Source organism: Noviherbaspirillum sp., assembly GCF_036563305.1.
Taxonomy (GTDB): Bacteria; Pseudomonadota; Gammaproteobacteria; order Burkholderiales; family Burkholderiaceae_D; genus Noviherbaspirillum.
On record NZ_DATCMQ010000011.1, the window covers coordinates 278,700 to 304,473 of the forward strand.

Consider the following 25,774-nt stretch of genomic DNA (forward strand, 5'->3'; position numbering starts at 1 on the left):
CCCGCACGACAGATGCGGGATGGGCTGCGCCCCACCTGCAGGCGCGGCCGGGAGAGCACATGATTAATGTTTTCGTCTTGCAGAACGGGCGGCTGAACCAGGTCAACATCGAGACCCGCAACGACCTGGAAAGCGCCGCACCGGTTTGGGTCGACCTGACCGATCCGAACGAGGAAGAGCGCGGGTGGGTGAAAAGCATCTACGGCGTGACCCTGCCGGGGGAAGACGAAGTCAAGGATATCGAGGCATCGGCCCGCTACTACGAGGCCGAGAACGGCGACCTGCACCTGCGCACGGATTTTCTGCTCGAGGAGGATGACGGATCCAGGGTGGTGACGGTGGCCTTCATCCTCGCCCGCAACATGCTGTTCTCGGTGCACACCGACGACCTGCCGGTGTTCCGGCTGGTGCGCATGCGGGCGCGTTCCCGCCCCGGTTCCATTGCCGACTACAAGGATGTGCTGCTCGACCTGTACGCAACCGACGCAGAGTATTCCGCGGATGCGCTGGAAGGCATCTACCAGAGCCTGGAAGACGTCAGCCGCAGCGTGCTGAAGAAAGAGCTGACCGACCAGGACGCCGCCGCCGCCCTCGGTGCGATCGCGCAGGAGGAGGACTTGAACGGCCGTATCCGCCGCAACATGATGGACACGCGGCGCGCCGTCAGTTTCCTGATGCGCGGCAGGCTGCTCAACGGCGAGCAGTTCGAGGAGGCGCGGCAGATCCTGCGCGACATCGAGTCGCTCGACGGCCATACCGCCTTCCTGTTCGACAAGATCAACTTCCTGATGGACGCCACCGTCGGCTTCATCAACATCAACCAGAACAAGATCATCAAGATCTTCTCGGTCGCATCGGTGGCCTTCCTGCCGCCAACCCTGATTGCCAGCATCTACGGCATGAACTTCCGCATACTGCCCGAACTGAACTGGAACCTCGGCTATCCGTTTGCGTTGCTGCTGATGGTGGGCAGCGCGGTCACGCCGTTCTGGTACTTCCGCCGACGCGGTTGGCTCAAATGAAAAGGCGGCGCCCCGGCGCCGCCTTTTTCATGTTCAGGCCGCGCGCCTGAATGCCTCGCGCGCCGCGTCCACGGTCACCGCGATGACGGCAGCGTCGTGCCGCGCCGAGACGAATCCGGCTTCGAATGCGGACGGGGCAAGGTAGACGCCCAGATCGAGCATCGCATGGAAGAAGCGGTTGAAGCGATCCTTGTCGCTGGCCATCATCTCCTTGTACGACCCCGGGATGCGGTCTGCGAAATACAGGCCGAACATGCCCCCCACGGCGTCCGCGCAGAACTCCACCCCTGCCTCTCGTGCGGCCGCCGCCAGGCCGGAGGCCAGTTCGGCGGTCCGCGCCGAGAGCGCTTCGTAGAAGCCCGGCTGCTGCACGAGCTTCATCGTGCACATGCCCGCCGCGACGGCGACCGGGTTGCCGGACAGGGTGCCGGCCTGGTAGACCGCGCCGAGCGGCGCCAGATGCTTCATCAGGTCCTTGCGGCCGCCGAAGGCCGCCACCGGCATGCCGCCGCCGATCACCTTGCCTAGGACGGTGAGGTCGGGCGTGATCCCGTACAGCCCCTGGGCGCAACCCAGGCCGACGCGGAAGCCCGACATCACCTCGTCGAAGATCAGCACTGCGCCGTGCGCACTGCACAGCCGGCGCATCGCCTGCAGGAATTCCGGCGTGGCGCGAATCAGGTTCATGTTGCCCGCCACCGGTTCGACGATCACGCAGGCGATCTGGTCACCCATGGTGCGGAACGCATCTTCGAGCTGCTGCGGGTCGTTGTAGTCCAGGACCAGCGTGTGCTTCGCAAAATCCTCCGGCACTCCGGCCGAGGTCGGATTACCCAGGGTGAGCAGACCGCTGCCGGCCTTCACGAGCAGCGAATCGGCGTGTCCGTGGTAGCAGCCCTCGAACTTGATGATCTTGTCGCGCCCGGTCGCGCCGCGCGCAAGTCGCAATGCGCTCATCGCCGCCTCGGTGCCGCTCGAGACCAGCCGCACCTGTTCGACCGACGGCAGGAGCCTGCAGATCTCTTCCGCCATCTCGATCTCGGCCTCGGTCGGTGCGCCGAAGCTCAGTCCATGGGTCGCTGCTTCCTGCACCGCACGCACCACGTCGGGGTGCGCATGGCCGACGATCGCCGGACCCCAGGAGCCGATGTAGTCGACATAGCGCTTGCCGTCCGCATCCCAGAAATACGGCCCTTCGGCACGTGTGATGAAGCGCGGCGTGCCGCCGACCGAACGGAACGCGCGCACCGGCGAATTCACGCCACCGGGCGTGCTCGCCTGCGCACGGGTGAACAGGAGGTCATTCTTGGAAGTCATGCGATGTCTTTTGAAGAGTGAAGATTAGTCGGATTCGTCGCCTGGCTCGCGGACCCAGAAGTAGCGGTCGGGGGTCAGTTTGCCCATGCCCAGCCGTTGTGCCGCGGACAGTGCGGCATGCGTGAATTCCTGGGCCTCGATCACGGCCTCCGGCACTTCCATGCCGTTCGCGAGCATCGCCGCGATGGTCGCCGAAAGAGTACTGCCGGCGCCACTGAACGGACCGGCGAGCCGCGGCCAGCGATCCTCGCGCAGCAGGCCGGTGCCATCGAAAAGCATGTTGCAGATTTCCTGCGCGTCCCCGCCGGTGCCGGTGATAAGTACATACTCGCAGCCGGTGTCGACCAGGTGCATCGCATCGACGGCAGTCATGTCGTCGTCCGACGGCTCGCGCCAGGTTTCCGCGAGCCGGGTCAGCTCGACGGCGGACAGGAGCAGCAGCGTGGTTTGCGGCACCAGGAGTTCGCGGATCGCGCCCAGCATGTCGTCGCCGTCCTCGCGCTCGGGCAGGGCGCTGACGAAAGGATCGAGCACCAGCGGCAGGTCCGGGTAGTCCGACACGATCTCGGCGATGGCAGCCGCGCTCTCGATGCTGCCGACGGCGCCGATCTTGATCGCCGCCACCGCCATGTCTTCAAGCACGACCCTTGCCTGGTCCGCCACCCAGTCGGCGTCGACGGGTTGCATGTCCTCCACCCGCGCGGAATCGGCGATGAGGAGCGCGGTGATCGAGGACAGGCCATGGCAGCCCATCGCCGCGAACGACGCCAGGTCGGCCTGGATACCTGTTGCGCCAACCGGATCGGTGGCACCGAAAGTCAGGATGAGTGGAGAAGTTTGGTTTTGCACGGCCGCTGCATTAAGATGTTCGACTTTGCATTTTACTTGAACGAAGGATAGTCAACTGTGAGTACGAGCGTCGCATCGAACGAAGAATTCAAGACCTGGATGTGCCTGATCTGCGGCTGGGTGTACGACGAGGCCGAAGGTCTCCCGGACGAGGGAATTGCGCCCGGTACGCGATGGGAAGATGTGCCGATGAACTGGACCTGTCCCGAGTGCGGCGCCCGCAAGGAAGATTTTGAAATGGTGGCAATCTGACCACGAAATGACGTGTCCGGGCCATCGGTCCCGCACTTCCCGTCGCGACCGCGCCGCACTCCCTCCGCCGTGTTACCCCTATATAGAACGACAACTGCCTGTTTCGCAGAAATACGACGTTGACTTAAATCAACCCCGGACTTGACCTAAAGCATCTTGCTTTTTGTTACAGTAGCGCCGTAGTATTGGTCGGATGGTTCGAGAGATAACGTCATGACAACATCAGTAGAAACCGGCGCAGTCAAGATCATGGTCATCGACGACAGCAGCACGATTCGTCGATCGGCGGAGATTTTTCTGGGCCAGGCTGGCTATCAGGTCGTACTGGCAGACGACGGGTTCGACGCGCTTGCGAAAATGAACGATCACAAGCCGGCACTGATCTTCTGCGACATCCTGATGCCCCGGCTCGACGGGTACCAGACGTGTGCGCTGATCAAGAAGAGCGCCCGCTTCCACACAACGCCGGTCATCATGCTTTCCTCGAAAGACGGATTGTTCGACCGCGCGCGAGGCGCGATGGTCGGTTCCGACGCCTATCTCACGAAGCCGTTCACCAAGGACAGCCTGCTCAAGACAGTGCGGCAGTACACAACGCCTGCGCTCTCCCAGTAATACTCGAAAAGGTAAAAGATGCCGATACAAAAAGTTCTCGTGGTGGATGATTCCCCGACTGAACGTTATTTTTTGACCGACATTCTTGTGAAGAATGGATTCTCGGTGTCGACCGCCGAAAACGGCGAAGAGGCCCTGCTGAAGGTCAAGGCCGACAAGCCCCAGCTGATCCTGATGGACGTCGTGATGCCGGGCCAGAACGGGTTCCAGATCACGCGCGCCATTTCGCGCGATCCGGAGACCCAGGACGTGCCTATCATCATCTGCACCAGCAAGGGGCAGGAAACCGACCGCATCTGGGGTCTGCGGCAGGGCGCGCGGGATTACATCGTGAAGCCGGTCGACCCCCAGGAATTGCTGTCCAAGATCGCATCGCTCGGCTGAGTCGACTGCCATGACTTCCACCAGGCTGGATCTCGCACCGGACGCGGCGTTGAAGGAACGCGAAACGGGTACCCGCCGTACCCGCCTGCGCGAGTTCCAGGCGCAGCTCGTGGAACGCATGCACGCCGCCAGCAGCAGCCCGCAGGAACAGTCCTCGCGGCTCGGCGTGATGATCGGGAACGCCCGATGGCTGCTCAACCTGCAGGAGGCAGGGGAAATCGTCACCGTCGGCGCGGTAACGCCGGTGCCGCTGACGCAGGACTGGTACATCGGCCTCACCAATATCCGCGGCAACCTGATCAGCGTCGTCGATCTTGCCCGTTTCCTCGGCATGCCGTCGACCCCGATCGAGAAGGAAAGCCGGATCGTCGCGTTTGCGCCCGGTCTCGCTTTCAACTGCGGCCTGCTGGTATCGCGCGTGATGGGCCTGCGCAACGTCGCCGAGATGTCGGCCGAACCGGTGGAGGGCGCGGCGCCCTGGGCTGCCCAGGCCTATCGCGACCGTGACAACCAGAGCTGGACCGAACTCACGCTTTCAACAATCGTACAAGACCCGCAGTTCCTGCAGGTCGGCCTGTGACGGGCGGCATGCGCGCGCTGCAGGTACTGCAGGACAATCAGCACAACGAGGAGATTCAGTAATGGCGTTCAAACTACCGTTCCTTTCCAAGGCTAACAGCGAAGCGGCGGAGGCCGCGGGCATCGCCGACGCTGGCGGTCAGGCAGGCGCCCTGGCGCTGCCGGTTGCGCCGGCGCTGGGAGACAACACCCTTACGCCCAACCTGAACGCCACCTTCATCGGCGACGCGCTGCAAAAATCGGGCGACATCCGCCTGCCGCTGATCGGCAACCTGCCGCTGCAGCAGCAGGTGCGTCTGCTGCTCGGCGCGCTCGGCGGCTCCATCGTCCTCGGCGGCGCCTTCGTGTGGGTCAATACCAGCCAGTCGATCCTGGCATCGACCCAGACCCAGATCGCAGGCGATGCGCTGATGCACTCCCAGCGGGTCGGTAAGGCCGCGCCGAACGCGATTCAGGGCAACCTGGAAGCCTTCAAGCAGCTCGATGAAAGCCGCAAGGAACTGAACCGCGACCTGGCCGTGCTGCTGAAGGGCGGCGAATACCAGGGCCGCGCGATCGAGGCGCCGAACGCGGAAATGGAAGCCATGCTGACCGGTGCGCAGAAAGTGTGGGCGAACTCGGACAAGGCGGCCGAAACCATCCTGAAGCTGAAGAAGGAGCTGACCGGCTTCGGTACCACGCTGCAGCGCCTGAACGGCCTGTCGCCGATGCTTCTGGAGCTGACCGAGCAGATCGCCACGCTCAAGGCGCAGGGCGGCGCGTCGCCGCGCGAGATCTCCGCCGCGGGCCAGCTGGTGATGCTGACGCAGCGCCTCGGCCGCAGCGCCAACGAGTTCCTGACCTCCGAAGGCGTGAACCCGGAGACTGCCTTCCTGCTCGGCAAGGACACGAACACCTTCCGCGATATTACCGAAGGCTTCCTCAACGGCAGCGACGTGCTGCGCCTGAGCGCGACCAAGGACGAGGATACCCGCGAGAAGCTGCTGGAACTGCAGCAGGTGTTCGGCGAATACCAGCAGTCGGTGGCAACCATCCTCGGCAACCTGCAAAACTTCATCGCCGCGAAGCAGTCCGAACAGCTGATCTTCGCCGAGAACGAAATCCTGAAGCAGCGCATCACCGACCTGCAGAAGTCGTACCGCGCGGACGAGGATTCGCAACACTGGTCGTTCTGGCTGATGGTCGCCGCCGCAGTGACCGCGCTGCTGTCGGCAGTCGGCGTCGCACTGGTGCTGCTGCAGGACAGCCGCAATCGCACCAAGGAAGCGGACTTGCGGCGCCAGGAAGCGGACGAACAGCGTCTGCAGGCGCTCAAGCAGGAGGACGAGGCGAAGCGCGCCAACGACCAGAACCAGGCGGCGATTCTGCGCCTGATGAACGAACTGCAGGAGGTCGCTGACGGCGACTTGACCATCCAGGCCACGGTGTCGGAAGACATCACCGGCGCAATCGCCGACTCGGTGAACTACACGGTTGAAGAACTGCGCGGCCTGGTCGGCCGCGTGACGAAGACCGCAGAGCAGGTTACCGCCGCATCCAACCAGGCGCAGGACATCTCGAACGAGCTGATGGTCGCATCGCAGAAGCAGTCGCGCGAGATCCAGGAGACCGGCCAGGCGGTGCTCGAGATGGCAGGCCAGATTACCGACGTTTCCAAGTCCGCGAACGAGTCGGCCGAAGTGGCGCGCCAATCGGTGTCGGCAGCGGAGGAGGGCGCTCGCGCGGTGGAAGACGCCATCAAGGGCATGAACGAAATCCGCGAGCAGATCCAGGAAACGTCGAAGCGAATCAAGCGCCTCGGCGAGTCCTCCCAGGAGATCGGCGAGATCACCGAGCTGATTTCCGACATTACCGAACAGACCAACGTGCTGGCGCTGAACGCGGCGATCCAGGCAGCCTCCGCCGGTGAAGCCGGGCGCGGCTTCTCGGTGGTTGCCGAGGAAGTCCAGCGGCTGGCGGAACGTTCCGCCGAGGCGACCAAGCAGATCGGTGCGCTGGTGCGCACGATTCAGACCGACACCCACGACGCCGTCGCGGCAATGGAAAAATCGACGCAGGGCGTGGTCGAGGGCGCCAAGCTGTCCGATGCGGCGGGCGCGGCGCTGTCGGAAATCCGGAGCGTGTCGAACCGTCTCGCGGAACTGATTCAGGGTATCTCGGCGGCGACCGAACACCAGGCGACCTCGGCCAACGGCGTGGCGCAGAACATCCAGAACATCCTGACCGTGACCGAGCAGACCCAGCACGGTACGCAGCAGACCGCGGAATCGATTCGCGAGCTGTCGAAGCTGGCCGAAGAGCTGAAGAGCTCGGTGTCCCGCTTCCGCGTCGCTGCCTGACCGATGCGATTCATCCCCGGCGCAATGCCCGACTAAAGATGCACGGCAGCACCCGGACCCGCGCCGGCGTGCTGCCTTTTGACTTATGAGGCAGTCATGACCACCCCTACTTCCACCTCAGCGCAAGGTGCCAGGGACAACTTCGATACCGGGCCTTTGTCCTGGGTCATCGGCGAGATCCGCGAGGCGCTGAACCGCTCCAAGACGGCAGTCCAGGAGGCGGTCACGCAGGACGCGGAGACCCGTCTGACTACCCTTCGGCACGCCAAGAGCTACCTGCACCAGGCGCACGGCGCGCTGCAGATCGTCGATGTCGACGGCGTCGCCATGATCACCGAGACAGTCGAAGACCTGATGGAACGCGTGGACGTCGGCCATCTGGCGCTGACCGCCGAAGTCGCCGAAGCCGTCGGCAGCGCCTACCAGGCATTGATCGAGTACCTCGACGAGCTGCTGGCCGGGGGCACGCATCAACCTGTCCGGCTGTTCCCGTATTACCGCGCGCTGCTCGAGGCGCGGGGTGCGGAGCGCATCCATCCCGCCGACCTGTTCTTCCCGAACCTCGCGATCCGGCCGCAGTTTCCCTCAGGTCCCGCGGTCGCCGCTGACCCGCAGCAATTCGTCGCGCTGCGCAAGCGTTTCGAAATGGCACTGCTGCCTTTCCTTAAGAGCACCGATCGCGCCGTCGAGCGCGACAACGCCGGCATCATGCGCGACATCGCCGGCGAGATCGAGGGCATGCAGGTCAGTCCGCAGGCGCGGGCGTTCTGGTGGGTGATGCATGGTTTCGGCGAGGGGGTGGCCGCGGGCCACATCGTTAATGAAATCTACGTCAAGCAGCTGTTCGCCCGGATCAACCTTCAGATCCGCCGCCTCTGCCAGGGCTCGCCCAGCATCGCGGAGCGTCTGCTGCGCGACGCGCTGTTCTTCATCGCGGGCGCCACCGAGCCGACCCCGCGCATGCAGCAGATACGCAATGTCTATGCGCTCGACGGGCAGGTGCCGGCCGACTATGATCGCAAGCGCTATGGTCAGGTCGACAGCAACGCGCTCGCTGCCGCCAAGGAGAGGCTCGGGCAGGCCAAGAGCATGTGGAACCGCATTGCCGGCGGCGACGTGGCAGCAGCGGATTCCTTCGAGCACGAGATGCTGCTCCTGGCCGACGCCGGCGGCAGGCTGGGACAGGCGTCTCTGACCAAGTTGCTGCGCGAACTGAAGGGCATCGCGCGCCATGCTGCACGGGCAAAGCCCGGCGACATGCTTGGCATCGAGATGGCCACCAGCCTGCTGTTCGTCGAGGGTGCGATCCAGAACATCGGGCGGCTTTCCGCCGACTTCCCACAACGCGCAGAGGCGCTGACTGCCCGCCTGCTGGCGATCGTGACCGGCGAAACGCCGGCGGATTCGGCGCCGTGGCTGGACGACATGTCGCGCGAAGCCCAGCAGCGGCAGACGATGAGCGCCGTCGTGACCGAGATGCAGAGCAGCCTGCGCCAGGTCGAAAAAATGCTCGATGAGTTCTTCCGCGATCCGGCGCAACGGTCGTCGCTTGGTCAGCTCGATCTCGTACTGCACCAGATCGAAGGTGCGCTTGCCGTGCTCGACCAGGAGGACGCCGCGCGCACCGTGCGCCATACGCGCTCCGCCGTGCAGCGTTTCCTGGCCGGCGAGGAGGGCGAGAGCCCCGACGTGGCGGATTTCGAGCAGGTCGCCCAGAATATCGGCGCCCTCAGCTTCTTCATCGAAACCTTGCAACAGCCGGGCGGCACCGGCCGCAGCCGGTTCTCCTTCGACGACCAGCGCGGCGTGTTCAGCGCGAACCTGCTGGAACGCCAGGCAGGCGACGGCGACGCGCGCGAGGTGCAGGTCGATGGCGACGGCAGCGCGCCGGCGGCGCAAGAGACCGGGTCGATGCCGACGGTTCCCACGGTCGAGGATGAGCTTGCCTTTCGCCAGCAGCAGTCCGCGGAGCTCGCTTTTTCCCTCAGCGCCGAACCCGAAAACCGGCAGCTGCAGGAGCAGCTGAAAGCCTCGCTGGAGCAGATTCGCCACGACGCCGCGCTGCTCGACAGCCCGGAGATCAACGACCGCGCGCAGGCCGGGATAGAACTGCTTGCCCGCCCCGATTTCACCAGCTCGCCCGAGGCGCTGCTCGACATCATCAATGTCACGGTACCGACGCTGCAGCCGGAGGCGCCGCTGGCGCCGGTTGAAACCCCGGACAGCGACGAGGCGATCGACGCCGAGCTGCTGGAGATCTTCCTGTCGGAGGCCGAGGAGGTGCTGGGCACGGTTCGCCAGACCTTTCCCTTGTCCCGGCAGCAGCCGCACAACCAGGAACACCTGACCACGCTGCGCCGCTCCTTTCACACGCTGAAGGGGAGCAGCCGGATGGTCGGCCTTTCGGCGTTCGGCGAGGCCGCCTGGAGCATCGAGCAGGTGCTCAACGTTCGCCTTTCCGATTCGAAGGGTGGCGACGCAGAGCTCTATGCACTGCTGGAGCATGCCGCCGACGTGCTTGAAAGCTGGGTGAGCGACCTGAGCCGGACCGGGCAGTCCCGGCGCACGCCCGCCGCCCTGGTGCAGGCGGCGGAACGGGTGCGCGAGGGTGGCGAGTTCCACTGCGACGAACCGGCGGACGCCGCACTACCAACAGGCGAACAGGTCGGCGAAGAAGCGCCGCCGGCGACTGCCGGCGAAGACATGTCGTTGGCTGTGCCGCCGACGGAAACGTCGGCCGTGCCCGGCTTGTCCGAGCCGCCGTTCAGCCTGGCGGACTTTACGATTGAAGAAGTGGAAGCCGTGGCCGCGCCGGACATCGTGTCGGCCGACGACGTTGCGCACCTGGACGAAGCCGGGGCAGTTCCGCACCGGGCAGAGCCGGTCGACACCACACTTCCGGCGGACGTGGGCGCCGCCACGCTCGAGCTGCGACCGGACATAGGACTGCCTGCGGGGCTCGATGCCGGGGTGGAAGCGGGGCTTGATGCGGGGCGGGACATGGTGCCGGATCCGGCGCCGGAGCAGTCGGCCAATCGGGAACACGGTGTGCTGCCCGTCGTCGCGGAGGTCATAGAATTCCCGACGCCGCCGCTGCAGGAGTTCAGGCTCAACGACAGCATCAAGCGCATCGGCGACCTGGAAATCAGTGTGCCGCTGCACAACATCTATCTCGCCGAGACCGATGAGCTGGTACGGCTGCTCGCCCACGACCTGTCGGAATGGCGGCATGAACCGGAACGCGGCGTGAGTGTACAGGCTGTACACGCCGCCCATTCGCTCGCCGGCAGTTCCGCCACCGTCGGCTTCAGCAGTCTGCAGGAAGTCGCCCATGCCCTGGAGATGCTCCTGCAGTCGCTGATGCGCCGGCAGGTGAGGCTGAGCGAGTATGAATTCGACACCCTCGAACAGACCGTAGAGCGCCTCAAGTTCATGCTGCAGAAGTTCGCGCTGGGCGAGATGCCCGCGCATCAGCGCGAGTACGCGCGCATCCTTAACAGCATCAAGCAGGACCTGGCAACCCGCGCCGAAACCAACGCCTCTGCGGGACCCGCAACCACGGACGCCGCGCCCGACATCGGGCTCATGCCCGAGCCGGACTTCGCGTCGGCCGTCGGATTTGATCCGGAGACAGGCACCGGGATCGCACCGCCGGTTGAACCGGTCACGATCGCGGTGGAGGGCGCTGAACGGATCGTCGCCGCGGAACTTCCCCTCGCCGCCGACGCTGATGGCGACCCCGCACTCACGCTCAAGGATGAGCTCGACAGCGACCTGCTGCCGGTGTTCCAGGAGGAGGGGCGCGACATACTGCCGCAGATGGCGACGCTCCTGCGTGCATGGCACGCGCAGCCGGCCGACCCGGCGCCGCCGCAATCGCTGTTGCGCCACCTTCACACCCTCAAGGGCAGCGCCCGGATGGCGGGTGCGATGCTGCTCGGCCAGCATCTGCATGACATGGAGACGCGGATCGAGAACCTCGCCCGCATGGGTTCGGCCGAACCGCTTGCGCTGGATGAATTGCTGATCCGCTACGACCAGGCACTGCAGATGTTCGACCAGTTGCAGGGTGGCGGGGCAACGGCGCCGGCACCTGCCGCTGCCGGAGCAGCAGCGGGAGCGGCCGCGGAAACGACGCCGAAAAGTGCGGCGCTCGCCCTGTCGGGCGCGGCGCCAGCCGCTGCGCCGCCTGTCGCACGTCCGGCAACTGCCCCGGCACCGCTGGTGCGCGTGCGGGCCGATATCCTCGACCGCCTGGTCAACCAGGCAGGTGAAGTATCCATCTCCCGCTCGAAGCTGGAGACCGAGGTCGGCACGCTGAAGCAGTCGCTGTCGGAACTGACTGAGAATGTCGTGCGTCTGCGTGACCAGCTGCGCGAAATCGAGATGCAGGCCGAGACCCAGATCGCGTCGCGCATGGCGCAATCCGGAGAACGCGAATTCGATCCGCTCGAGTTCGACCGATTCACCCGCCTGCAGGAGCTGACGCGTTCGATGGCCGAGAGCGTCAACGACGTCGGTTCCGTGCACCAGAACCTGAGCCGCACGCTGGACAGCGCAAGCAGCGACCTGGCAACCCAGGCCCGCCTCACGCGTGACCTGCAGCAGGACCTGATGCGGGTGCGGATGGTCCAGTTCGCGAGCATCTCCGAGCGCCTGTACCGCGTCACGCGCCAGGCGGCGAAGGAAATCGACAAGCGCGTCAGCCTTGACATCCGCGGCGGTGCGGTCGAGATCGATCGCGGCGTCCTGGAGAAGATGACCGGTCCGTTCGAACACCTGCTGCGCAATGCCATCGTGCACGGCATTGAATCGCGGGAAGCGCGCCGCCAGTCGGGCAAGAATGAAGTCGGCGAGTTGCGCGTCGAAGTACGGCAGGAGGGCAACGAGGTCGTGATCCAGTTCGCCGATGACGGCCAGGGACTGGACCTCAAGCGCATTCGCGCCAAGGCCGAACGTGTCGGCCTGCTCGACAACAATGCCGCGGTGCCGGACGAAGAACTCGGCGGACTGATCTTCCATCCCGGGTTTTCGACGGCGGAGGAGATCACCGAGCTTGCCGGCCGCGGTATCGGCATGGACGTGGTGCGATCGGAAGCCACGGCCCTTGGCGGGCGGGTCGCGACCAGTTCCGAACCTGGCCGCGGCACCTGCTTCACGATCCACCTGCCGCTGACGCTGGCGGTCACGCAAGTCGTCCTGCTGTCTACCGGCGGCAATACGTTTGCCGTGCCTTCGGTGCTGGTCGAACAGGTCCAGCAGCTGAAGACCAATGCGCTGGCGTCCGCCTACAACGAGGGTGCGGTGCAGTGGCAGGGCCAGAGGGTGCCGATGCATTACCTGTCGGCGCTGCTCGGCGACCGCCGCGCGGCCCCGGTCGCGCAGCAATATTCACCGGTCCTGATCCTCAAGAGCGGCAGCGACCGGGTCGCGCTGCACGTCGACGAAGTGATCGGCAACCGCGAAGTCGTGGTCAAGAATATCGGACCGCAACTCGCGCGCATGATCGGCGTTGCCGGCGCCACCGTGCTCGGCTCGGGCGACATCGTCCTGATCATCAATCCCCTGCCCCTGGCGCAGCGCGCGATGCAGGAAGACCTGCGGGCGCCGCGCATGCAGGCATCGGATGCGCCGGAGGCGATGGGCGCGGTAGCCGAACTTGCTCCGTCGCAGCCGCTGGCGCCGCGCGCCGATCCCGTCCAGGGATTGCGGACGCAGAGCATCGTGATGGTGGTCGACGATTCGCTGACGGTGCGGCGCGTGACGCAGCGTCTGCTGGCGCGCGAAGGCTACCAGGTGGTGCTGGCGAAGGATGGCGTTGATGCACTCGAGCACCTGCAGTCGATCACGCCCGACGTGATGCTCGTCGATATCGAGATGCCGCGCATGGATGGCTTCGACCTGACCCGCAACGTGCGCGGCGATGAACGGACCCGTCATATCCCGGTGATCATGATCACTTCGCGGACGGCGGCCAAGCATCGCAATTACGCGCTCGAACTCGGCGTCAACGAATATCTCGGCAAACCCTATCAGGAAGAGCAGCTGCTCGGCCTGATCGCCGGATTCGTCAGCAATGGAGCGACGACAAGGTAGCGGCGTCCGCCTTTTGCATGCCACCGGAGCCCGCATGCGCAAGCATGCGGGCTTTTTCCTTTGGGGCCTCAGGCGTCGTCGAAACCGGTGGCGGCGTTTTCGTTCACTTCGACGGCGGCACCCCTGATCGCTCCGTAGCGGACAAGCGTGTGCCGGCGCGCTTCATCGTGCTGCACGAGTGGCAGTGGGTAGTCGGCGCCGAGGACGACACCTGCGCCCGCAAGCACCTTGGGCTGCGCCAGCCAGGGCGCGTGGATCGCCTTGTCGGGAAGTGCGCCGAGCACCGGCAGGAAATGCCGGATGAAGGCGCCCTTCGGATCGAAGCGTTCCGACTGGGTGACCGGATTGAAGATGCGGAAGTAGGGCTGGGCGTCGCAGCCGCTCGACGCGGCCCACTGCCAGCCGCCGTTGTTGGCGGCGAGATCGTAGTCGTTCAGATGCAGCGCGAAATGCCGCTCGCCCCAGCGCCAGTCGACGCCGAGGTCCTTGATCAGGAAACTGGCGGTCACCATGCGCAGCCGGTTGTGCATGAAGCCGGTGCGTAACAGTTGCAGCATTGCGGCGTCCACCAGGGGGTAGCCGGTGCGTCCCTCGCACCATGCCGCGAACAGCGTCTCCGCGCGTTCGCCGCGCTCCCATTCGATCCGGTCATACTCCGGTCTGAATGCTGCGCCCGCAACCCGCGGGTGGTGATGCAGAATCATGAAATAAAAATCGCGCCAGATCAGCTCCGAGAGCCAGGTAGCCGCGCCTTCGGTTCCCTGTCCGCTGCGCATTCTCTCAACCGCCCGTCGCGCCAGTCCGCGTATCGATACCGTGCCGAAGCGCAGGTGCACGGACAGCAGCGAGGTGCCATTGATGGAAGGAAAATCGCGCGCGCTCCCATACTCAGCCATGCGCTCGCTGAAGCGCTCCAGCAGCCTGGCGCCGCCCGACATCCCGGTGCCCAGCGGAAGCGCCGCCAGGTTGGTCCGTGCAAAACCGAGCGCCTCCAGCGCGGGCACGCCATTGCCGGCAGGTCCGGGCGGCAGAAGGCGGCCCGGGAGGCCTTCGGTCGGCCACGGGGCGATGCAGCCGTCGCCGGCAGCGTGCAGCGCGGCGAGCCACGCCTTCTTGTATGGCGTAAAGACGGAAAAAGCTTTCCCCGCCTTGCTCACTACTTCATCCTTTTCGAAGACCACCTGGTCCTTGAAACTGAGCCACGTGCGGCCCGCCGCGACGAGTGCGTCCGCCACGGCGGCGTCGCGCCCGACGGCGAAAGGCTCGTAGTCGTGGTTCGCGAACACGGCGTCGACATCCAGTTCGGCCGCCAGTGCCGGGACGCCGGCGCGAGCGTCCACGTGCCTGACGATCAGTCCCCCGCCACGCGCACGGAGCGCCTCGTCCAGTTCACGCAGGCTTTCGTGGATGAATTCCACGCGCCGGTCGGCGGCGGGCAGTCCGTCAAGGATCGACCGGTCGAAGATGAACGCGCAATACACCGCCGAAGACTGGCGCAGGGCCTGATGCAGGGCGGCGTGGTCGAAGTCACGCAAGTCTCGGCGGAACCATACGAGGGATTTTCGGAACAGAGTCATGGCAGGCAGGGCATGCTGAACGGCCTCCGGCCGGTCTGGCGCGGGATGGAATCAGCATCAAAACTGTTAAAATGGCCATTATGGTGAAACCTAGCAAGAGCCGCACGTCCTTCCGTGCGCCCGCCACTTCCGCGGGCCGCGCCGGCCTGTCCGTCGAACCGGAACCCGCGTCCGGCCTCGACCTGGCGAATCACTTCCTGATCGCGATGCCGTCAATGTCGGACCCGATGTTCGGAGGCGCCGTGGTGTACCTCTGCGAGCATAACGCCGAGGGCGCGCTTGGCGTGATCATCAACAAGGCGACGGACATGACCATGGATGTCCTGCTCGAGCGCATCGACCTGTCTCCCGGCACCCCGATCACGTCTCTCGAGCTCGATGCCAAGCCGGTGATGTTCGGCGGTCCGGTCCAGGTGGAACGCGGTTTCGTCCTCCACATGCCGCACGGATCCTGGGCTTCGGTAATGAAGGTAAGCGAGGATGTTGCTCTTACGACATCCAAGGACATCCTGGAGGCCGTCGCCGTCGGGCGCGGTCCGGAACGCCTGCTGGTGACCCTGGGGTGCGCCGGCTGGAGCGCCGGCCAGCTGGAGGAGGAAATCGGCCGCAACGGATGGCTGACCGTGCCGGCTGATCCCCGCATCATCTTCGACACGCCGGTCGAGGAGCGCTTTTCCGCCGCAATGAAACTGCTCGGCATCGACCCGGTCATGCTGGCCGGTGTCGCGGGGCACGCCTGAGTGGAAACAGTGCTTGCGTTCGACTTCGGGTTGAAGCGTATCGGCGTGGCCGTCGGCAATACGCTGTTGCGCCAGGCCCAGCCCCTGACCGTGATCACCGTCGCGACAAACGATGCCAGGTTCGCAGAAATCGGCGCCTTGGTGGAAGCATGGCGGCCCGCGCGCTGCGTCGTGGGCCTGCCGCTGCATCCGGACGGCGCCGAACACGAGATGACGGTGCGCTGCCGGCGTTTCGCGAACCAGATCAACGGCCGCTTCGGCGTTCCGACCGTCCTGGTCGACGAACGGTACTCGTCGGCGGTGCTCGGACAGCGCCGCGGCGAAATCGTCGACGACGAAGCCGCCGCGATCATTTTGCAACAATACTTCAATGACTATGCCGAATCCTGATTTCGATGCCGAAACGCTCTACACGGTGCTTGCCGACCGCATCAAGACCGGCCTCGCAAACGCCGCCGGCCTGGCGATCGTCGGCATCCATTCCGGCGGCGCCTGGCTGGCTGAGCGCCTTGCCGGGGAGCTGCAGCTGCAGGACCGCCTCGGGTTCATCGACGTCTCGTTCTACCGCGACGACTTCGCCGCGCGCGGCCTGCATCCGGAAGTGAAGCCGAGCCAGATCCCGTTCGAGGTGGAAGGCGCCACCATCGTGCTGGTGGACGATGTGCTGTACACCGGCCGCACCACCCGTGCAGCCATCAACGAGCTGTTCGACTACGGCCGGCCGGCGCGCATCATGCTTGCCGCCCTGGTCGACCGGGGTGGGCGAGAGCTGCCGGTCGCCGCCGATTTCGTCGCCGCCACCGTCGACCTGCCCCCGGACCAGCAACTTGTCCTGCAACGCGCCGGCGACGGCCGGTTCTCCCTCACCGTAGACCATGCATAACCCGCAACTGAACAAGAACGGCGAGCTGCAGCACCTGCTCACCATCGAAGGCCTGCCGAGAGCGGTCATCACCCACATACTCGATACTGCTTCCTCCTTCGTCAGCATCAGCGACCGGGAGGTCAAGAAGGTCCCGCTGATGCGCGGCAAGAGCGTCTTCAACCTGTTTTTCGAGAACTCGACGCGTACCCGCACCACCTTCGAGATCGCCTCCAAGCGGCTGTCCGCGGACGTGATCAACCTGAACATCTCCGCTTCCAGCACGAGCAAGGGCGAGTCGCTGCTCGATACCATCGACAATCTCGCCGCCATGCACGCGGACATGTTTGTCGTCCGTCATGCGCAGTCCGGCGCGCCGTACCTGATCGCACGGCACCTGACCGAGACCGGTCAGCCGCATGTGCATGTGGTGAACGCCGGCGACGGCCGGCATGCGCATCCGACTCAGGGACTGCTGGACATGTACACCATCCGGCATTACAAGAAGGATTTCAGCAACCTGACGGTCGCCATCGTCGGCGACATCCTGCACAGCCGGGTCGCGCGCTCCGACATACACGCGATGACCACCCTTGGCGTGCCGGAAGTGCGCGCGATCGGGCCGCGCACGCTGTTGCCCGGCGGGCTTGAGCAGATGGGCGTGCGGGTCTTCACCGACATGAACGAAGGGCTGCGCGGCGTCGACGTGATCATCATGCTGCGCCTGCAGAACGAGCGCATGTCCGGTGCGTTGCTGCCATCGGCGCAGGAATTCTTCAAGAGCTACGGCTTGACGCCGGAACGCCTCGCACTCGCCAAGCCGGACGCCATCGTGATGCACCCCGGACCGATGAACCGCGGCGTCGAGATCGACTCCGCCGTGGCCGATGGCGCGCAGGCGGTGATCCTGCCGCAGGTTACCTTCGGTATTGCGGTGCGCATGGCGGTAATGAGCATTTTGGCGGGAAACTGAAGCATGAAACTCCATATCAAGAATGGCCGCGTCATCGACCCGGCCAACGGCATCGACGCGCAGCAGGATGTGTACGTGGCCGGCGGCAGGATCGCCGCAATCGGCCAGGCGCCGGAAGGTTTTGCAGCCGATCGCAGCATCGATGCCGCCGGCCTGGTGGTGGCGCCCGGCCTGGTTGACCTGAGCGCGCGCCTGCGCGAACCCGGCTATGAATACAAGGCGACGCTCGAATCGGAAATGCAGGCGGCGGTGCAGGGCGGCGTGACCAGCCTGGTCTGCCCGCCCGACACCGATCCGGTGCTGGACGAGCCCGGCCTGGTCGAGATGCTGAAGCACCGGGCCAGGGGCCTGAACCAGGCCAACGTCTATCCGCTCGGTGCGCTGACGACCGGGCTGCGGGGCGAGGCGCTGACCGAGATGGCGGAACTGACAGAAGCCGGCTGCATCGGCTTCGCGCAGGCGGAACATCCGATACTCGACACCACCGTGCTGATGCGCGCGCTGCAGTACGCGAAGACGTTCGGCTTCACCGTCTGGTTGCGGCCGCAGGACCCGCATCTTGGTCGCGGCGGTATCGCCCATAGCGGGGCCGTGGCCTCGCGCCTCGGTCTGCCGGGCGTGCCGGTCATGAGCGAGACGATTGCCCTGCATACCATCCTGGAACTGATGCGTTCCACCGGAGCCCGCGTGCACCTCTGTCGCATGTCCTCTGCAGCGGGAATCGAACTCGTGCGCGCCGCCAAGCAGGAAGGCCTGCCGGTCAGCTGTGACGTCGGCGTCCACCACGTGCACCTGACCGACGTTGACATCGGCTTCTTCGATTCGAATGCGCGGGTCACGCCGCCTTTCCGCTCGCAGCGCGACCGCGACGCGATCCGGCAGGGGCTGCTGGACGGCACCATCGACGCCATCTGTTCCGACCACACCCCAGTGGATGACGACGAGAAGCTCCTGCCTTTCGGTGAAGCATCGCCCGGCGCCACTGGCCTGGAACTGCTGCTGCCGCTGGCCCTGCGCTGGGCGGAAGAATGCGTCACCGCGCCGGGAGAGCGGTTGTCCCGTGCGATCGCCAAGCTGACCTCGGATGCCGCGCGCGTTGCCGGCCTGGCGGGCGGCAGCCTTGCCGTCGGCGGCAGCGCCGATATCTGCGTCTTCGACCCGGCCGCGCGCTGGAAAGTGGAGGCCGCGGCGCTCGCCAGCCAGGGCAAGCACACGCCATTTCTCGGCTACGAGCTGAGCGGGCAGGTCAGGGCCACGATCGTCGGCGGGCACCTCGCGTTTTCGCGTTGAGCGCTGCGTCGATGCCGGCCTTGCGCATGGCCCGCCTGGCAATGCACCTGCTGCGCGGGCTGGCCACCTGCGCGCTGTTGTTTCCATTGAACGACCGGGCCGGGCGGGACGCGCATGTGCGGCGCTGGTCCGCCCGCCTGCTTGCGCTGTGTGGGGTGACGGTGCGGATCGAGCATGCGCAGGGCGCGCAACCGGCCGGCCGGGCACTGATCGTTTCCAACCATGTCTCCTGGCTCGACATCTTCGTCATCAACTCCTTGCATCCTTGCCGGTTTGTCGCCAAGTCCGATATTCGTGGCTGGCCACTGATCGGCTGGCTGTGCGCCCGGGTCGGCACCATCTTCATCGCGCGCGGCAGGCTGCGCGACGTGCGGCGCATTTATCAGGGGCTGGTCGAGAGCCTGAAGCGCGGCGAGCATGTGGCGTTTTTCCCGGAGGGGACCACGGCGGCTCAAGGCACGTTGCTGCCGTTCCATGCCAATCTGTTCGAGGCCGCGATCGAGGCACAGGTGCCGGTCCAGCCATATGCGCTACGCTATCTCGATACCGCCGGCAGGCTCCACCCAGCCGCGAATTTTATCGGCGACATGGGTTTCGTCGACAGCGTTCGCATGGTACTGGCCTCGGGCGGCATGCAGGCACGACTATGCGTGCTGCCCGCAATCGCTCTCCCCGGCGAGCCGCACCGGAGGGACCTGGCTGACGCCGCGCGGCAAGCGATCGCCGCCGCGCTTGAAACGGATGCCGCGGCGCCTGCTCAGATCGATCCGGGCCGCTGAAACTGCGGGCAGTCCACCTGGACCACGCTGCGGTCCTGCAGCCGGCAGGCACTCAGCTTTCCACCCCACAGGCAGCCAGTGTCGAGGCTGATCACGTTCTCGCGCATCATCAGTCCCAGGGTCGACCAGTGGCCGAAGACGACAGTAACATCCTGCGTCCTTCGTCCCGGCACCTCGAACCATGGCAGATAGCCGGGCAGGTCGGGTGTGGCCCCCTTGGAAGCGAGGTCCATGGTGCCGTCCGGCGCGCAGAAGCGAATGCGGGTGAGCGCATTGACAATGCAGCGCAAGCGGTCCGGTCCTTGCAGGCTGTCGTCCCAGCGAGCGGGCGCGTTGCCGTACATGGTGCGCAGAAAGTCGACCCAGCCGGGACCGCGCAGGGCCGTTTCGACTTCCGACGCCAGCGCCATCGTCCGTCCCGCATCCCATTGCGGCAGCACGCCCGCATGCACCATCAGATGACCGTCCTCGTACAGCGCCAGCGGACGCTGTCGCAGCCAGTCCAGCAAAGCATCCCGGTCGGGAGCGGCAAGGATATCGTCGAGCGTGTCCGACCTGTGCGCCGGACGGATGCCCTGGGAGACCGCGAGCAGGTGCAGATCATGGTTGCCGAGCACGACCTCGGCGCGATCGCCAAGCGCTCGCACCTCCCGCAATGTCGCAAGCGACTCCGGGCCGCGGTTCACGAGGTCGCCGACGAAGATCAGTCGGGCATGCGGGTCGGTTTCCAGGATGCGCTCCAGGAGTTCGGTCATTTTCGGCCGGCAGCCCTGGATGTCGCCAATGGCGTAAGTACTCATGGTGTTATGGATAGTGGCGGACGAACAAGTTTCACGCTTCACGCGTTGTTTTTCCTTGGTGCAAGCAGCGCTTGTTGTAGACCGTCAATGCCTGTGTCGGGAATGTGCCAACGCGCGTCGTCTTGCTGCGCAAGCTCAAATGGCCAATGGGTGGATCAATCAGACTGTGTTGCGTATTAGTCATCTTTTTTTACGGACTCGGCAGCTTTTCCGCCGCGTCGCAAGCCTGTGGCAAGCAAATAGTTCACCAGCACAAACAGCGAGAAAAACATGTTGATCCCTGTCATTCTATCCGGCGGCGCAGGAACGCGCCTTTGGCCCGTCTCCCGGGAGGCCCACCCGAAGCCTTTCATGCGCATTGGCGGCGGCAAGAGCCTGCTGACGCAGACCCATGAACGGGCGCTGGAAGTTTCTGGTAACACGGCGCCGCTGATCGTGACCAACCGCGACTATTACTTCCTGTCCCGGGACGAACTGGATGAGCAGCAGGTCAAGCCGCACTATCTGCTGGAGCCCAAGGGCCGCAATACCGCGCCCGCGGTCGCCCTCGCGGCGTTGTGGGCGCTTGAAAAGGACCGCGACGCATGCATGCTGGTGATGCCGGCCGACCACCTGATCAAGGACACCCCCTCGTTCTATACTGCCGTCAAGCACGCGGAAAACCTGGCCAGGGACGGTTTCCTGGTCTTGTTCGGCGTGCGTCCGACGGCGCCGGAGACCGGTTTCGGCTACATAGAGATGGGCGACAAGGTGAGCGGACACGCCCAGGTCGTGCAGCGCTTCGTGGAAAAGCCCGATGCGGTCACGGCGTCACGCTACCTCGCCCAGGGCAATTACGTGTGGAACAGCGGCATGTTCTGCTTCAAGGCCAGCACCATACTCGATGCCTTCGAGACCTACAGCCCGGAACTGCTGGCGGCGGCCCGGGAAGTCTATCGCAGCACCAAGACGGATTGCGACAAGTCGGAGTTGCCCGCAAGCTTCGCCGCACTGGAAAATATCTCGATTGACTACGCGGTGATGGAGAAGGCCCGCAACCTGGCGGTCATTCCCGGCGACTTCGACTGGAGCGACATCGGCGCCTGGAAGGCGGTCGCCGAGGCGATCCCCGCCGACGAACAGGGCAACACCAGCAACAACTGCCAGTCGATCGTGATCGACAGCCACAACACCCACATCGAGACCAAGGACCGCCTGGTTGCGGTCATCGGCCTCAACAACCTGCTGGTGATCGACACGCCCGATGCGCTGCTCGTGGCCGACAAGTCCAAAAGCCAGGAGGTGCGCGAGGTGGTCAGCCGCCTGAAGGCGGCAGGACATGAGGCCCACAAGACCCACCGCACCGTGGTCCGTCCATGGGGCACCTATACGGTGTTGCAGGATGCGCCTGGCTTCAAGATCAAGCGCATCTCCGTGAAACCCGGCGCGTCGCTGTCGCTCCAGATGCACCACCATCGCAGCGAGCACTGGGTAGTGGTGTCTGGCAATGCGGAAGTGGTCAACGGCGAGCAGATCATCGCGCTGCAGGCGAACGAGTCCACCTACATCCCGGCGGGAAACCGGCACCGCCTGACGAATGTCGGCAAGGACGAGCTTGCCCTGATCGAAGTGCAATGCGGCGCCTACCTTGGCGAGGACGATATCGTACGCTTCGAGGACATTTACGGGCGCGCGCAGTAGCGCCGGGCCGGCCCAGGCAACCGCCGCCGGCCCGCAACGGCGGGTTGTCGGCTGAAGTTCATCCGCGGATGCTTCGCCTGCCCTCATTTCTTTTGATTTCCGTTATTACCGGCAGGCTTCACTTCCATTAATTTGTGCGGACGCGCCAGCCTTCCTTGCTTAAGCGAAACAAGGCGGGCGCCGGCGCCCGGTCGTTCCGATCCGGATCCAAAATTTAAAGCAGAAGACAAATGACCACATCTCCGACAGCAATCATCACCGGCATTACCGGGCAGGACGGCGCCTACCTCGCCGAACTTCTCCTTAACAAAGGCTATACGGTCCACGGCACCTACCGCCGTACCAGCTCGGTGAATTTCTGGCGCATCGAGGAACTCGGCATTGCCCAGCATCCGAACCTGAACCTGGTGGAATATGATCTCACCGACCTGAGCTCGTCCATCCGTCTGCTTCAGAGCACCGGCGCCACCGAGGTCTACAATCTCGCCGCGCAGAGCTTCGTCGGCGTGTCGTTCGACCAGCCGGTAACGACGGCGGAGATCACCGGCATCGGCCCGCTCAACATGCTCGAGGCGATCCGCATCGTCAACCCGAAGATCCGCTTCTACCAGGCGTCGACCTCCGAAATGTTCGGCAAGGTGCAGGCAATTCCCCAGACCGAGACCACACCTTTTTATCCGCGCAGCCCCTATGGTGTCGCCAAGCTCTACGGCCACTGGATCACGATCAACTACCGCGAGTCCTACGACATCTTCGGCTGCAGCGGCATCCTCTTCAACCACGAGTCGCCCTTGCGGGGCCGCGAGTTCGTGACCCGCAAGATCACCGACTCGGTGGCCAAGATCCGGCTCGGGAAACTGGACACGCTCGAACTCGGCAACATGGACGCCAAGCGCGACTGGGGCTTTGCCAAGGAGTACGTGGAAGGCATGTGGATGATGCTGCAGGCAGACGAGCCGGACACCTACGTGCTCGCCACCAATCGCACGGTGACGGTGCGCGACTTTGTCTCGCTGGCCTTCCGCAGCGCGGATTACCAGCTTGAATGGCGCGGCTCGGGCGAACGGGAAGAGGCTGTGGACGCGGCGACCGGCAAGGTGCTGGTACGCGTCAATCCGAAGTTCTACCGCCCTGCGGAGGTCGACCTCCTGATCGGCGATCCTGCCAAGGCCCGCGAAAAGCTGGGATGGGCTCCGAAGACCTCACTCGAGCAGTTGTGCCAGATGATGGTGCAGGCCGACCTTCGGAGAAACGAGCGTGGGTTCTCCTTCTGATAAACCGGCGGACGGCAGCAGGGGGCGGGTACTTCTTACCGGGGCCAACGGATTTACCGGCCGGCATGTACGCGCCGAACTCGCCGCAGCCGGTTATTCGGTCTGCAGTGCCGTGGTCGGCGCGGCGCGGGGCGTCGACGAGGCAACGCTCGACATCACCTCCCCGGACGATTGCCGGCGGGTGGTGGCGAGGCTGCGGCCCGACTACCTGATCCACCTGGCCGCCATCAGCTTCGTCCAGCATGCCGATGCCGACGCGTTCTACCGGGTCAACGTCATTGGCACGATGAACCTGCTCCAGGCGTTCGCCGACGCGCGCCTGGAACCCCGCCGCATGGTGATCGCAAGCAGCGCCAACGTCTACGGCAATGTGACCGGCGGCGTGATCGCCGAGACCCAGGCGCCGCAGCCCGTCAATCACTACGCGGTCAGCAAGCTGGCCATGGAATTCATGGTCAGGACGTGGAGCGACCGCTTCCCGATCGTGCTGACGCGGCCGTTCAACTACACCGGCATCGGGCAGCAGCCGCATTTCCTGGTGCCGAAGATCGTGTCGCATTTCCTGCGACGGGCGCCCGTGATCGAGCTCGGCAATCTTGATGTCGAGCGCGACTTCTCGGACGTGCGGATGGTGGCGCTGGTTTACCGGCGCCTGCTGGAGCGGGACTGCGCGGGCGAGACGGTGAACATCTGCAGCGGCCGTCCCTATTCCCTTCGTGCCATCCTGGCCATGATGACCGCCATCGCCGGCCACGAGATCGAGGTGCGCATCAATCCCGATTTCATCCGCCGGTCCGAAGTGAAGACCCTGGTCGGATCGGTCGACAAGCTGGAAAGGCTGGCCGGCCCGCTGGAATGCATTCCCCTTGAGGACACTTTGCTCTGGATGGCCCGGGACGACGGCGCCCCGGCGACCAGGAGTCGCTGAATCCCTGCTGCCAAGAATTGCGTGATAATCAGCAAGCAATAATTTAGACTGTCGGCTTTTCCGGTTCCCGGGGATATCCGGGACTAACCTTTGCGTCGTCCGGCAACGCGGCCGGGCGGCCGGCAGAATCCATGTCGTCCTTCCTGATCAGTTTCATCATCTCGGCGATCCTCTCGCTGCTCATCGTGCGCTACGCGACGACGCATGCGCTCGATTCCGACATGCTCGGCGTGCAGAAATTTCACGCCAGGGCCGTCCCCCGTATCGGCGGCCTGGGCATCTTCGTCGCCGTCATCGCGACCTCCATGGTGGCTACCTACCGCTCGCCATCGCTGGGCAAGGCGCTGTTGCTGCTGCTGCTCTGTTCGTCCGTCGCCTTCCTTGGCGGCGTGGTCGAAGATTTCACGAAACGCGTGAGCCCGAAGCGGCGCCTGCTGCTGACGATGGTCGCGGCCGGCCTCGGCTATTTCCTGCTCGATGCCAAGATCGAGCGCATCGACCTGGTGTTCTCCGACTGGCGGCTGCTGGTCTGGATCGGGCTGCCCCTGACGGTGCTCGCGGTTGCAGGCGTCGCCAATGCGGTCAACATCATCGACGGCTTCAACGGGCTGGCGGCGGTAGTGACCGTGTGCATGCTTCTGTCGCTGGCCTACGTCGCGTTGCAGGTCGGCGATACCTTCATCCTGGTCTCGGCGCTGGTGGTGGCAGGCGCGGCCGCGGGATTCCTTGTATGGAACTACCCCGCGGGACTGATCTTCCTCGGCGACGGTGGCGCCTATTTCCTCGGCTTCATGCTGGCCGAGCTGTCGGTCCTGTTGGTGATGCGCAATCCGACCGTGTCCTCCTGGTACGCGGCACTGCTGCTGATCTATCCGGTGTTCGAGACCCTCTTTTCGGTCTATCGCCGGCTGTTCGTGCGCGGGCGTTCCCCCGGCACGCCGGACGGCATCCATTTGCACAGCCTCATCTTCCGCCGCATCGTCGTCTGGGCGGCGGGGCGCGAGGATGCGCGCGCGCTGAACATCGGCAATTCGCGCACCTCCCCCTATCTGTGGTTGCTGTCGCTGATGGCGGTGATTCCCGCCAGCCTGTTCTGGCGGCACACCGGGATACTGATTTTCTTCTGCCTGCTGTTCGTGATTTCCTACGTCTGGCTGTACGCGCGTATCGTGCGCTTCAAGTCGCCGCGCTGGATGTTCCCGCGCAAGAAGCGCTAGTCTTCCCGATCGACCACCGGTCTGATTTGATCCGATTCCGATGAACACGCTTTCTCACGCCATTTTCAAGGCATACGATATCCGCGGCATCGTCGGCAAGACGCTGGACGAGGAAGTGGCGCGCCAGATCGGCCTGGCGTTCGGCGCGGCGGCGCGCGGCAAGGGCGAGCGCAGCGTGGCGATCGGCCGCGACGGCCGCCT

21 protein-coding genes and 1 pseudogene are annotated in these 25,774 nt (G+C 64.9%); 18 read left to right on the top strand and 4 right to left on the bottom strand.

Going from position 1 to position 25,774, the window contains the following annotated elements:
• Positions 1-59 precede the first annotated feature (59 nt).
• Complete coding sequence (gene corA, locus VIM12_RS09320) at positions 60-1,022, top strand: magnesium/cobalt transporter CorA (protein ID WP_331941333.1); 963 nt, start codon at positions 60-62, stop codon at positions 1,020-1,022.
• A gap of 33 nt (positions 1,023-1,055) precedes the next feature.
• Here corA and hemL read toward each other — a convergent pair whose 3' ends face one another.
• Both hemL and VIM12_RS09330 read right to left on the bottom strand, forming a co-directional pair.
• Positions 1,056-2,339: a glutamate-1-semialdehyde 2,1-aminomutase gene (hemL, locus tag VIM12_RS09325; RefSeq protein WP_331941334.1), complete on the bottom strand. Its 1,284-nt coding sequence runs from the start codon at positions 2,337-2,339 to the stop codon at positions 1,056-1,058.
• Between the two features lie 24 nt (positions 2,340-2,363).
• The gene (locus tag VIM12_RS09330) at positions 2,364-3,188 is read right to left on the bottom strand and encodes a hydroxymethylpyrimidine/phosphomethylpyrimidine kinase (protein WP_331941335.1); all 825 of its coding nucleotides are present in this window, start codon (positions 3,186-3,188) and stop codon (positions 2,364-2,366) included.
• A 99-nt stretch (positions 3,189-3,287) separates the two neighbouring features.
• On the opposite strand from VIM12_RS09330, the gene VIM12_RS09335 reads away from it, so the two are divergent.
• The 6 genes from VIM12_RS09335 (at position 3,288) to VIM12_RS09360 (ending at position 13,453) form a co-directional block, all read left to right on the top strand.
• Positions 3,288-3,440, top strand: coding sequence for a rubredoxin (locus VIM12_RS09335; protein ID WP_331941366.1), 153 nt, complete (start codon positions 3,288-3,290; stop codon positions 3,438-3,440).
• Positions 3,441-3,653: 213 nt separating this feature from the next.
• Complete coding sequence (locus VIM12_RS09340; RefSeq protein WP_331941336.1) at positions 3,654-4,055, top strand: response regulator; 402 nt, start codon at positions 3,654-3,656, stop codon at positions 4,053-4,055.
• Positions 4,056-4,073: 18 nt separating this feature from the next.
• Complete coding sequence (locus VIM12_RS09345) at positions 4,074-4,439, top strand: response regulator (protein ID WP_331941337.1); 366 nt, start codon at positions 4,074-4,076, stop codon at positions 4,437-4,439.
• Between the two features lie 10 nt (positions 4,440-4,449).
• Complete coding sequence (locus tag VIM12_RS09350) at positions 4,450-5,019, top strand: chemotaxis protein CheW (protein ID WP_331941338.1); 570 nt, start codon at positions 4,450-4,452, stop codon at positions 5,017-5,019.
• Positions 5,020-5,080: 61 nt separating this feature from the next.
• Complete coding sequence (locus VIM12_RS09355) at positions 5,081-7,357, top strand: methyl-accepting chemotaxis protein (protein ID WP_331941339.1); 2,277 nt, start codon at positions 5,081-5,083, stop codon at positions 7,355-7,357.
• 96 nt (positions 7,358-7,453) lie between these two features.
• A complete protein-coding gene (locus tag VIM12_RS09360) occupies positions 7,454-13,453 on the top strand; it encodes an Hpt domain-containing protein (RefSeq protein ID WP_331941340.1) in 6,000 nt (1,999 codons plus the stop codon).
• A gap of 68 nt (positions 13,454-13,521) precedes the next feature.
• Here the strand turns inward: VIM12_RS09360 and VIM12_RS09365 are convergent, their stop codons facing one another.
• Positions 13,522-15,030 carry a deoxyribodipyrimidine photo-lyase gene (locus VIM12_RS09365; protein ID WP_331941341.1) on the bottom strand — a complete coding sequence of 503 codons (1,509 nt, stop codon included), beginning with the start codon at positions 15,028-15,030 and terminating at the stop codon, positions 13,522-13,524.
• A gap of 80 nt (positions 15,031-15,110) precedes the next feature.
• Between VIM12_RS09365 and VIM12_RS09370 the strand changes: the two genes are divergently transcribed.
• From VIM12_RS09370 to VIM12_RS09395, 6 genes are read left to right on the top strand one after another with little or no spacing between them, the layout of a single operon-like run.
• The gene (locus tag VIM12_RS09370) at positions 15,111-15,770 is read left to right on the top strand and encodes a YqgE/AlgH family protein (protein WP_331941342.1); all 660 of its coding nucleotides are present in this window, start codon (positions 15,111-15,113) and stop codon (positions 15,768-15,770) included.
• Complete coding sequence (ruvX, locus tag VIM12_RS09375) at positions 15,771-16,160, top strand: Holliday junction resolvase RuvX (RefSeq protein WP_331941343.1); 390 nt, start codon at positions 15,771-15,773, stop codon at positions 16,158-16,160.
• Positions 16,147-16,653, top strand: a complete 507-nt coding sequence (gene pyrR, locus VIM12_RS09380; protein ID WP_331941367.1) for a bifunctional pyr operon transcriptional regulator/uracil phosphoribosyltransferase PyrR — start codon at positions 16,147-16,149, stop codon at positions 16,651-16,653. Before ruvX ends, pyrR begins: the two co-directional genes overlap by 14 nt.
• A complete protein-coding gene (locus VIM12_RS09385) occupies positions 16,646-17,605 on the top strand; it encodes an aspartate carbamoyltransferase catalytic subunit (RefSeq protein ID WP_331941344.1) in 960 nt (319 codons plus the stop codon). Before pyrR ends, VIM12_RS09385 begins: the two co-directional genes overlap by 8 nt.
• 3 nt (positions 17,606-17,608) lie before the next feature.
• Positions 17,609-18,895, top strand: coding sequence for a dihydroorotase (locus VIM12_RS09390; protein WP_331941345.1), 1,287 nt, complete (start codon positions 17,609-17,611; stop codon positions 18,893-18,895).
• Between the two features lie 11 nt (positions 18,896-18,906).
• Positions 18,907-19,674: a lysophospholipid acyltransferase family protein gene (locus VIM12_RS09395; protein WP_331941346.1), complete on the top strand. Its 768-nt coding sequence runs from the start codon at positions 18,907-18,909 to the stop codon at positions 19,672-19,674.
• On the opposite strand, the gene VIM12_RS09400 is transcribed toward VIM12_RS09395, so the two are convergent.
• Positions 19,653-20,474, bottom strand: a complete 822-nt coding sequence (locus tag VIM12_RS09400) for a symmetrical bis(5'-nucleosyl)-tetraphosphatase (protein ID WP_331941347.1) — start codon at positions 20,472-20,474, stop codon at positions 19,653-19,655. The two genes, VIM12_RS09395 and VIM12_RS09400, sit on opposite strands and share 22 nt — an antisense overlap.
• 270 nt (positions 20,475-20,744) lie before the next feature.
• Here VIM12_RS09400 and VIM12_RS09405 point away from each other — a divergent pair, with 270 nt between their 5' ends.
• From VIM12_RS09405 to VIM12_RS09425, 5 genes and pseudogenes are all read left to right on the top strand, one after another.
• The gene (locus tag VIM12_RS09405; protein WP_331941348.1) at positions 20,745-22,154 is read left to right on the top strand and encodes a mannose-1-phosphate guanylyltransferase/mannose-6-phosphate isomerase; all 1,410 of its coding nucleotides are present in this window, start codon (positions 20,745-20,747) and stop codon (positions 22,152-22,154) included.
• Positions 22,155-22,384: 230 nt separating this feature from the next.
• The gene (gene gmd / locus VIM12_RS09410; RefSeq protein WP_331941349.1) at positions 22,385-23,428 is read left to right on the top strand and encodes a GDP-mannose 4,6-dehydratase; all 1,044 of its coding nucleotides are present in this window, start codon (positions 22,385-22,387) and stop codon (positions 23,426-23,428) included.
• Complete coding sequence (locus VIM12_RS09415) at positions 23,412-24,356, top strand: NAD-dependent epimerase/dehydratase family protein (protein ID WP_331941350.1); 945 nt, start codon at positions 23,412-23,414, stop codon at positions 24,354-24,356. The genes gmd and VIM12_RS09415 overlap by 17 nt, the downstream gene beginning before the upstream one ends.
• 131 nt (positions 24,357-24,487) lie before the next feature.
• Positions 24,488-25,573, top strand: a complete 1,086-nt coding sequence (locus VIM12_RS09420) for a glycosyltransferase (protein WP_331941351.1) — start codon at positions 24,488-24,490, stop codon at positions 25,571-25,573.
• Positions 25,574-25,613: 40 nt separating this feature from the next.
• Positions 25,614-25,774, top strand: a pseudogene (locus VIM12_RS09425) (phosphomannomutase/phosphoglucomutase); the annotation flags it as partial.

Excerpts from the sequence above, each read along its gene's own strand:
- corA (WP_331941333.1), top strand. The coding sequence starts at position 60 with ATGATTAATGTTTTCGTCTTGCAGAACGGGCGGCTGAACCAGGTCAAC.
- hemL (WP_331941334.1), bottom strand. The coding sequence starts at position 2,339 with ATGACTTCCAAGAATGACCTCCTGTTCACCCGTGCGCAGGCGAGCACG.
- VIM12_RS09335 (WP_331941366.1), top strand. The coding sequence starts at position 3,288 with ATGTGCCTGATCTGCGGCTGGGTGTACGACGAGGCCGAAGGTCTCCCG.
- VIM12_RS09340 (WP_331941336.1), top strand. The coding sequence starts at position 3,654 with ATGACAACATCAGTAGAAACCGGCGCAGTCAAGATCATGGTCATCGAC.
- VIM12_RS09345 (WP_331941337.1), top strand. The coding sequence starts at position 4,074 with ATGCCGATACAAAAAGTTCTCGTGGTGGATGATTCCCCGACTGAACGT.
- VIM12_RS09350 (WP_331941338.1), top strand. The coding sequence starts at position 4,450 with ATGACTTCCACCAGGCTGGATCTCGCACCGGACGCGGCGTTGAAGGAA.
- VIM12_RS09355 (WP_331941339.1), top strand. The coding sequence starts at position 5,081 with ATGGCGTTCAAACTACCGTTCCTTTCCAAGGCTAACAGCGAAGCGGCG.
- VIM12_RS09360 (WP_331941340.1), top strand. The coding sequence starts at position 7,454 with ATGACCACCCCTACTTCCACCTCAGCGCAAGGTGCCAGGGACAACTTC.
- VIM12_RS09365 (WP_331941341.1), bottom strand. The coding sequence starts at position 15,030 with ATGACTCTGTTCCGAAAATCCCTCGTATGGTTCCGCCGAGACTTGCGT.
- VIM12_RS09370 (WP_331941342.1), top strand. The coding sequence starts at position 15,111 with ATGGTGAAACCTAGCAAGAGCCGCACGTCCTTCCGTGCGCCCGCCACT.
- pyrR (WP_331941367.1), top strand. The coding sequence starts at position 16,147 with ATGCCGAATCCTGATTTCGATGCCGAAACGCTCTACACGGTGCTTGCC.
- VIM12_RS09385 (WP_331941344.1), top strand. The coding sequence starts at position 16,646 with ATGCATAACCCGCAACTGAACAAGAACGGCGAGCTGCAGCACCTGCTC.
- VIM12_RS09390 (WP_331941345.1), top strand. The coding sequence starts at position 17,609 with ATGAAACTCCATATCAAGAATGGCCGCGTCATCGACCCGGCCAACGGC.
- VIM12_RS09395 (WP_331941346.1), top strand. The coding sequence starts at position 18,907 with ATGCCGGCCTTGCGCATGGCCCGCCTGGCAATGCACCTGCTGCGCGGG.
- VIM12_RS09400 (WP_331941347.1), bottom strand. The coding sequence starts at position 20,474 with ATGAGTACTTACGCCATTGGCGACATCCAGGGCTGCCGGCCGAAAATG.
- VIM12_RS09405 (WP_331941348.1), top strand. The coding sequence starts at position 20,745 with ATGTTGATCCCTGTCATTCTATCCGGCGGCGCAGGAACGCGCCTTTGG.
- gmd (WP_331941349.1), top strand. The coding sequence starts at position 22,385 with ATGACCACATCTCCGACAGCAATCATCACCGGCATTACCGGGCAGGAC.
- VIM12_RS09420 (WP_331941351.1), top strand. The coding sequence starts at position 24,488 with ATGTCGTCCTTCCTGATCAGTTTCATCATCTCGGCGATCCTCTCGCTG.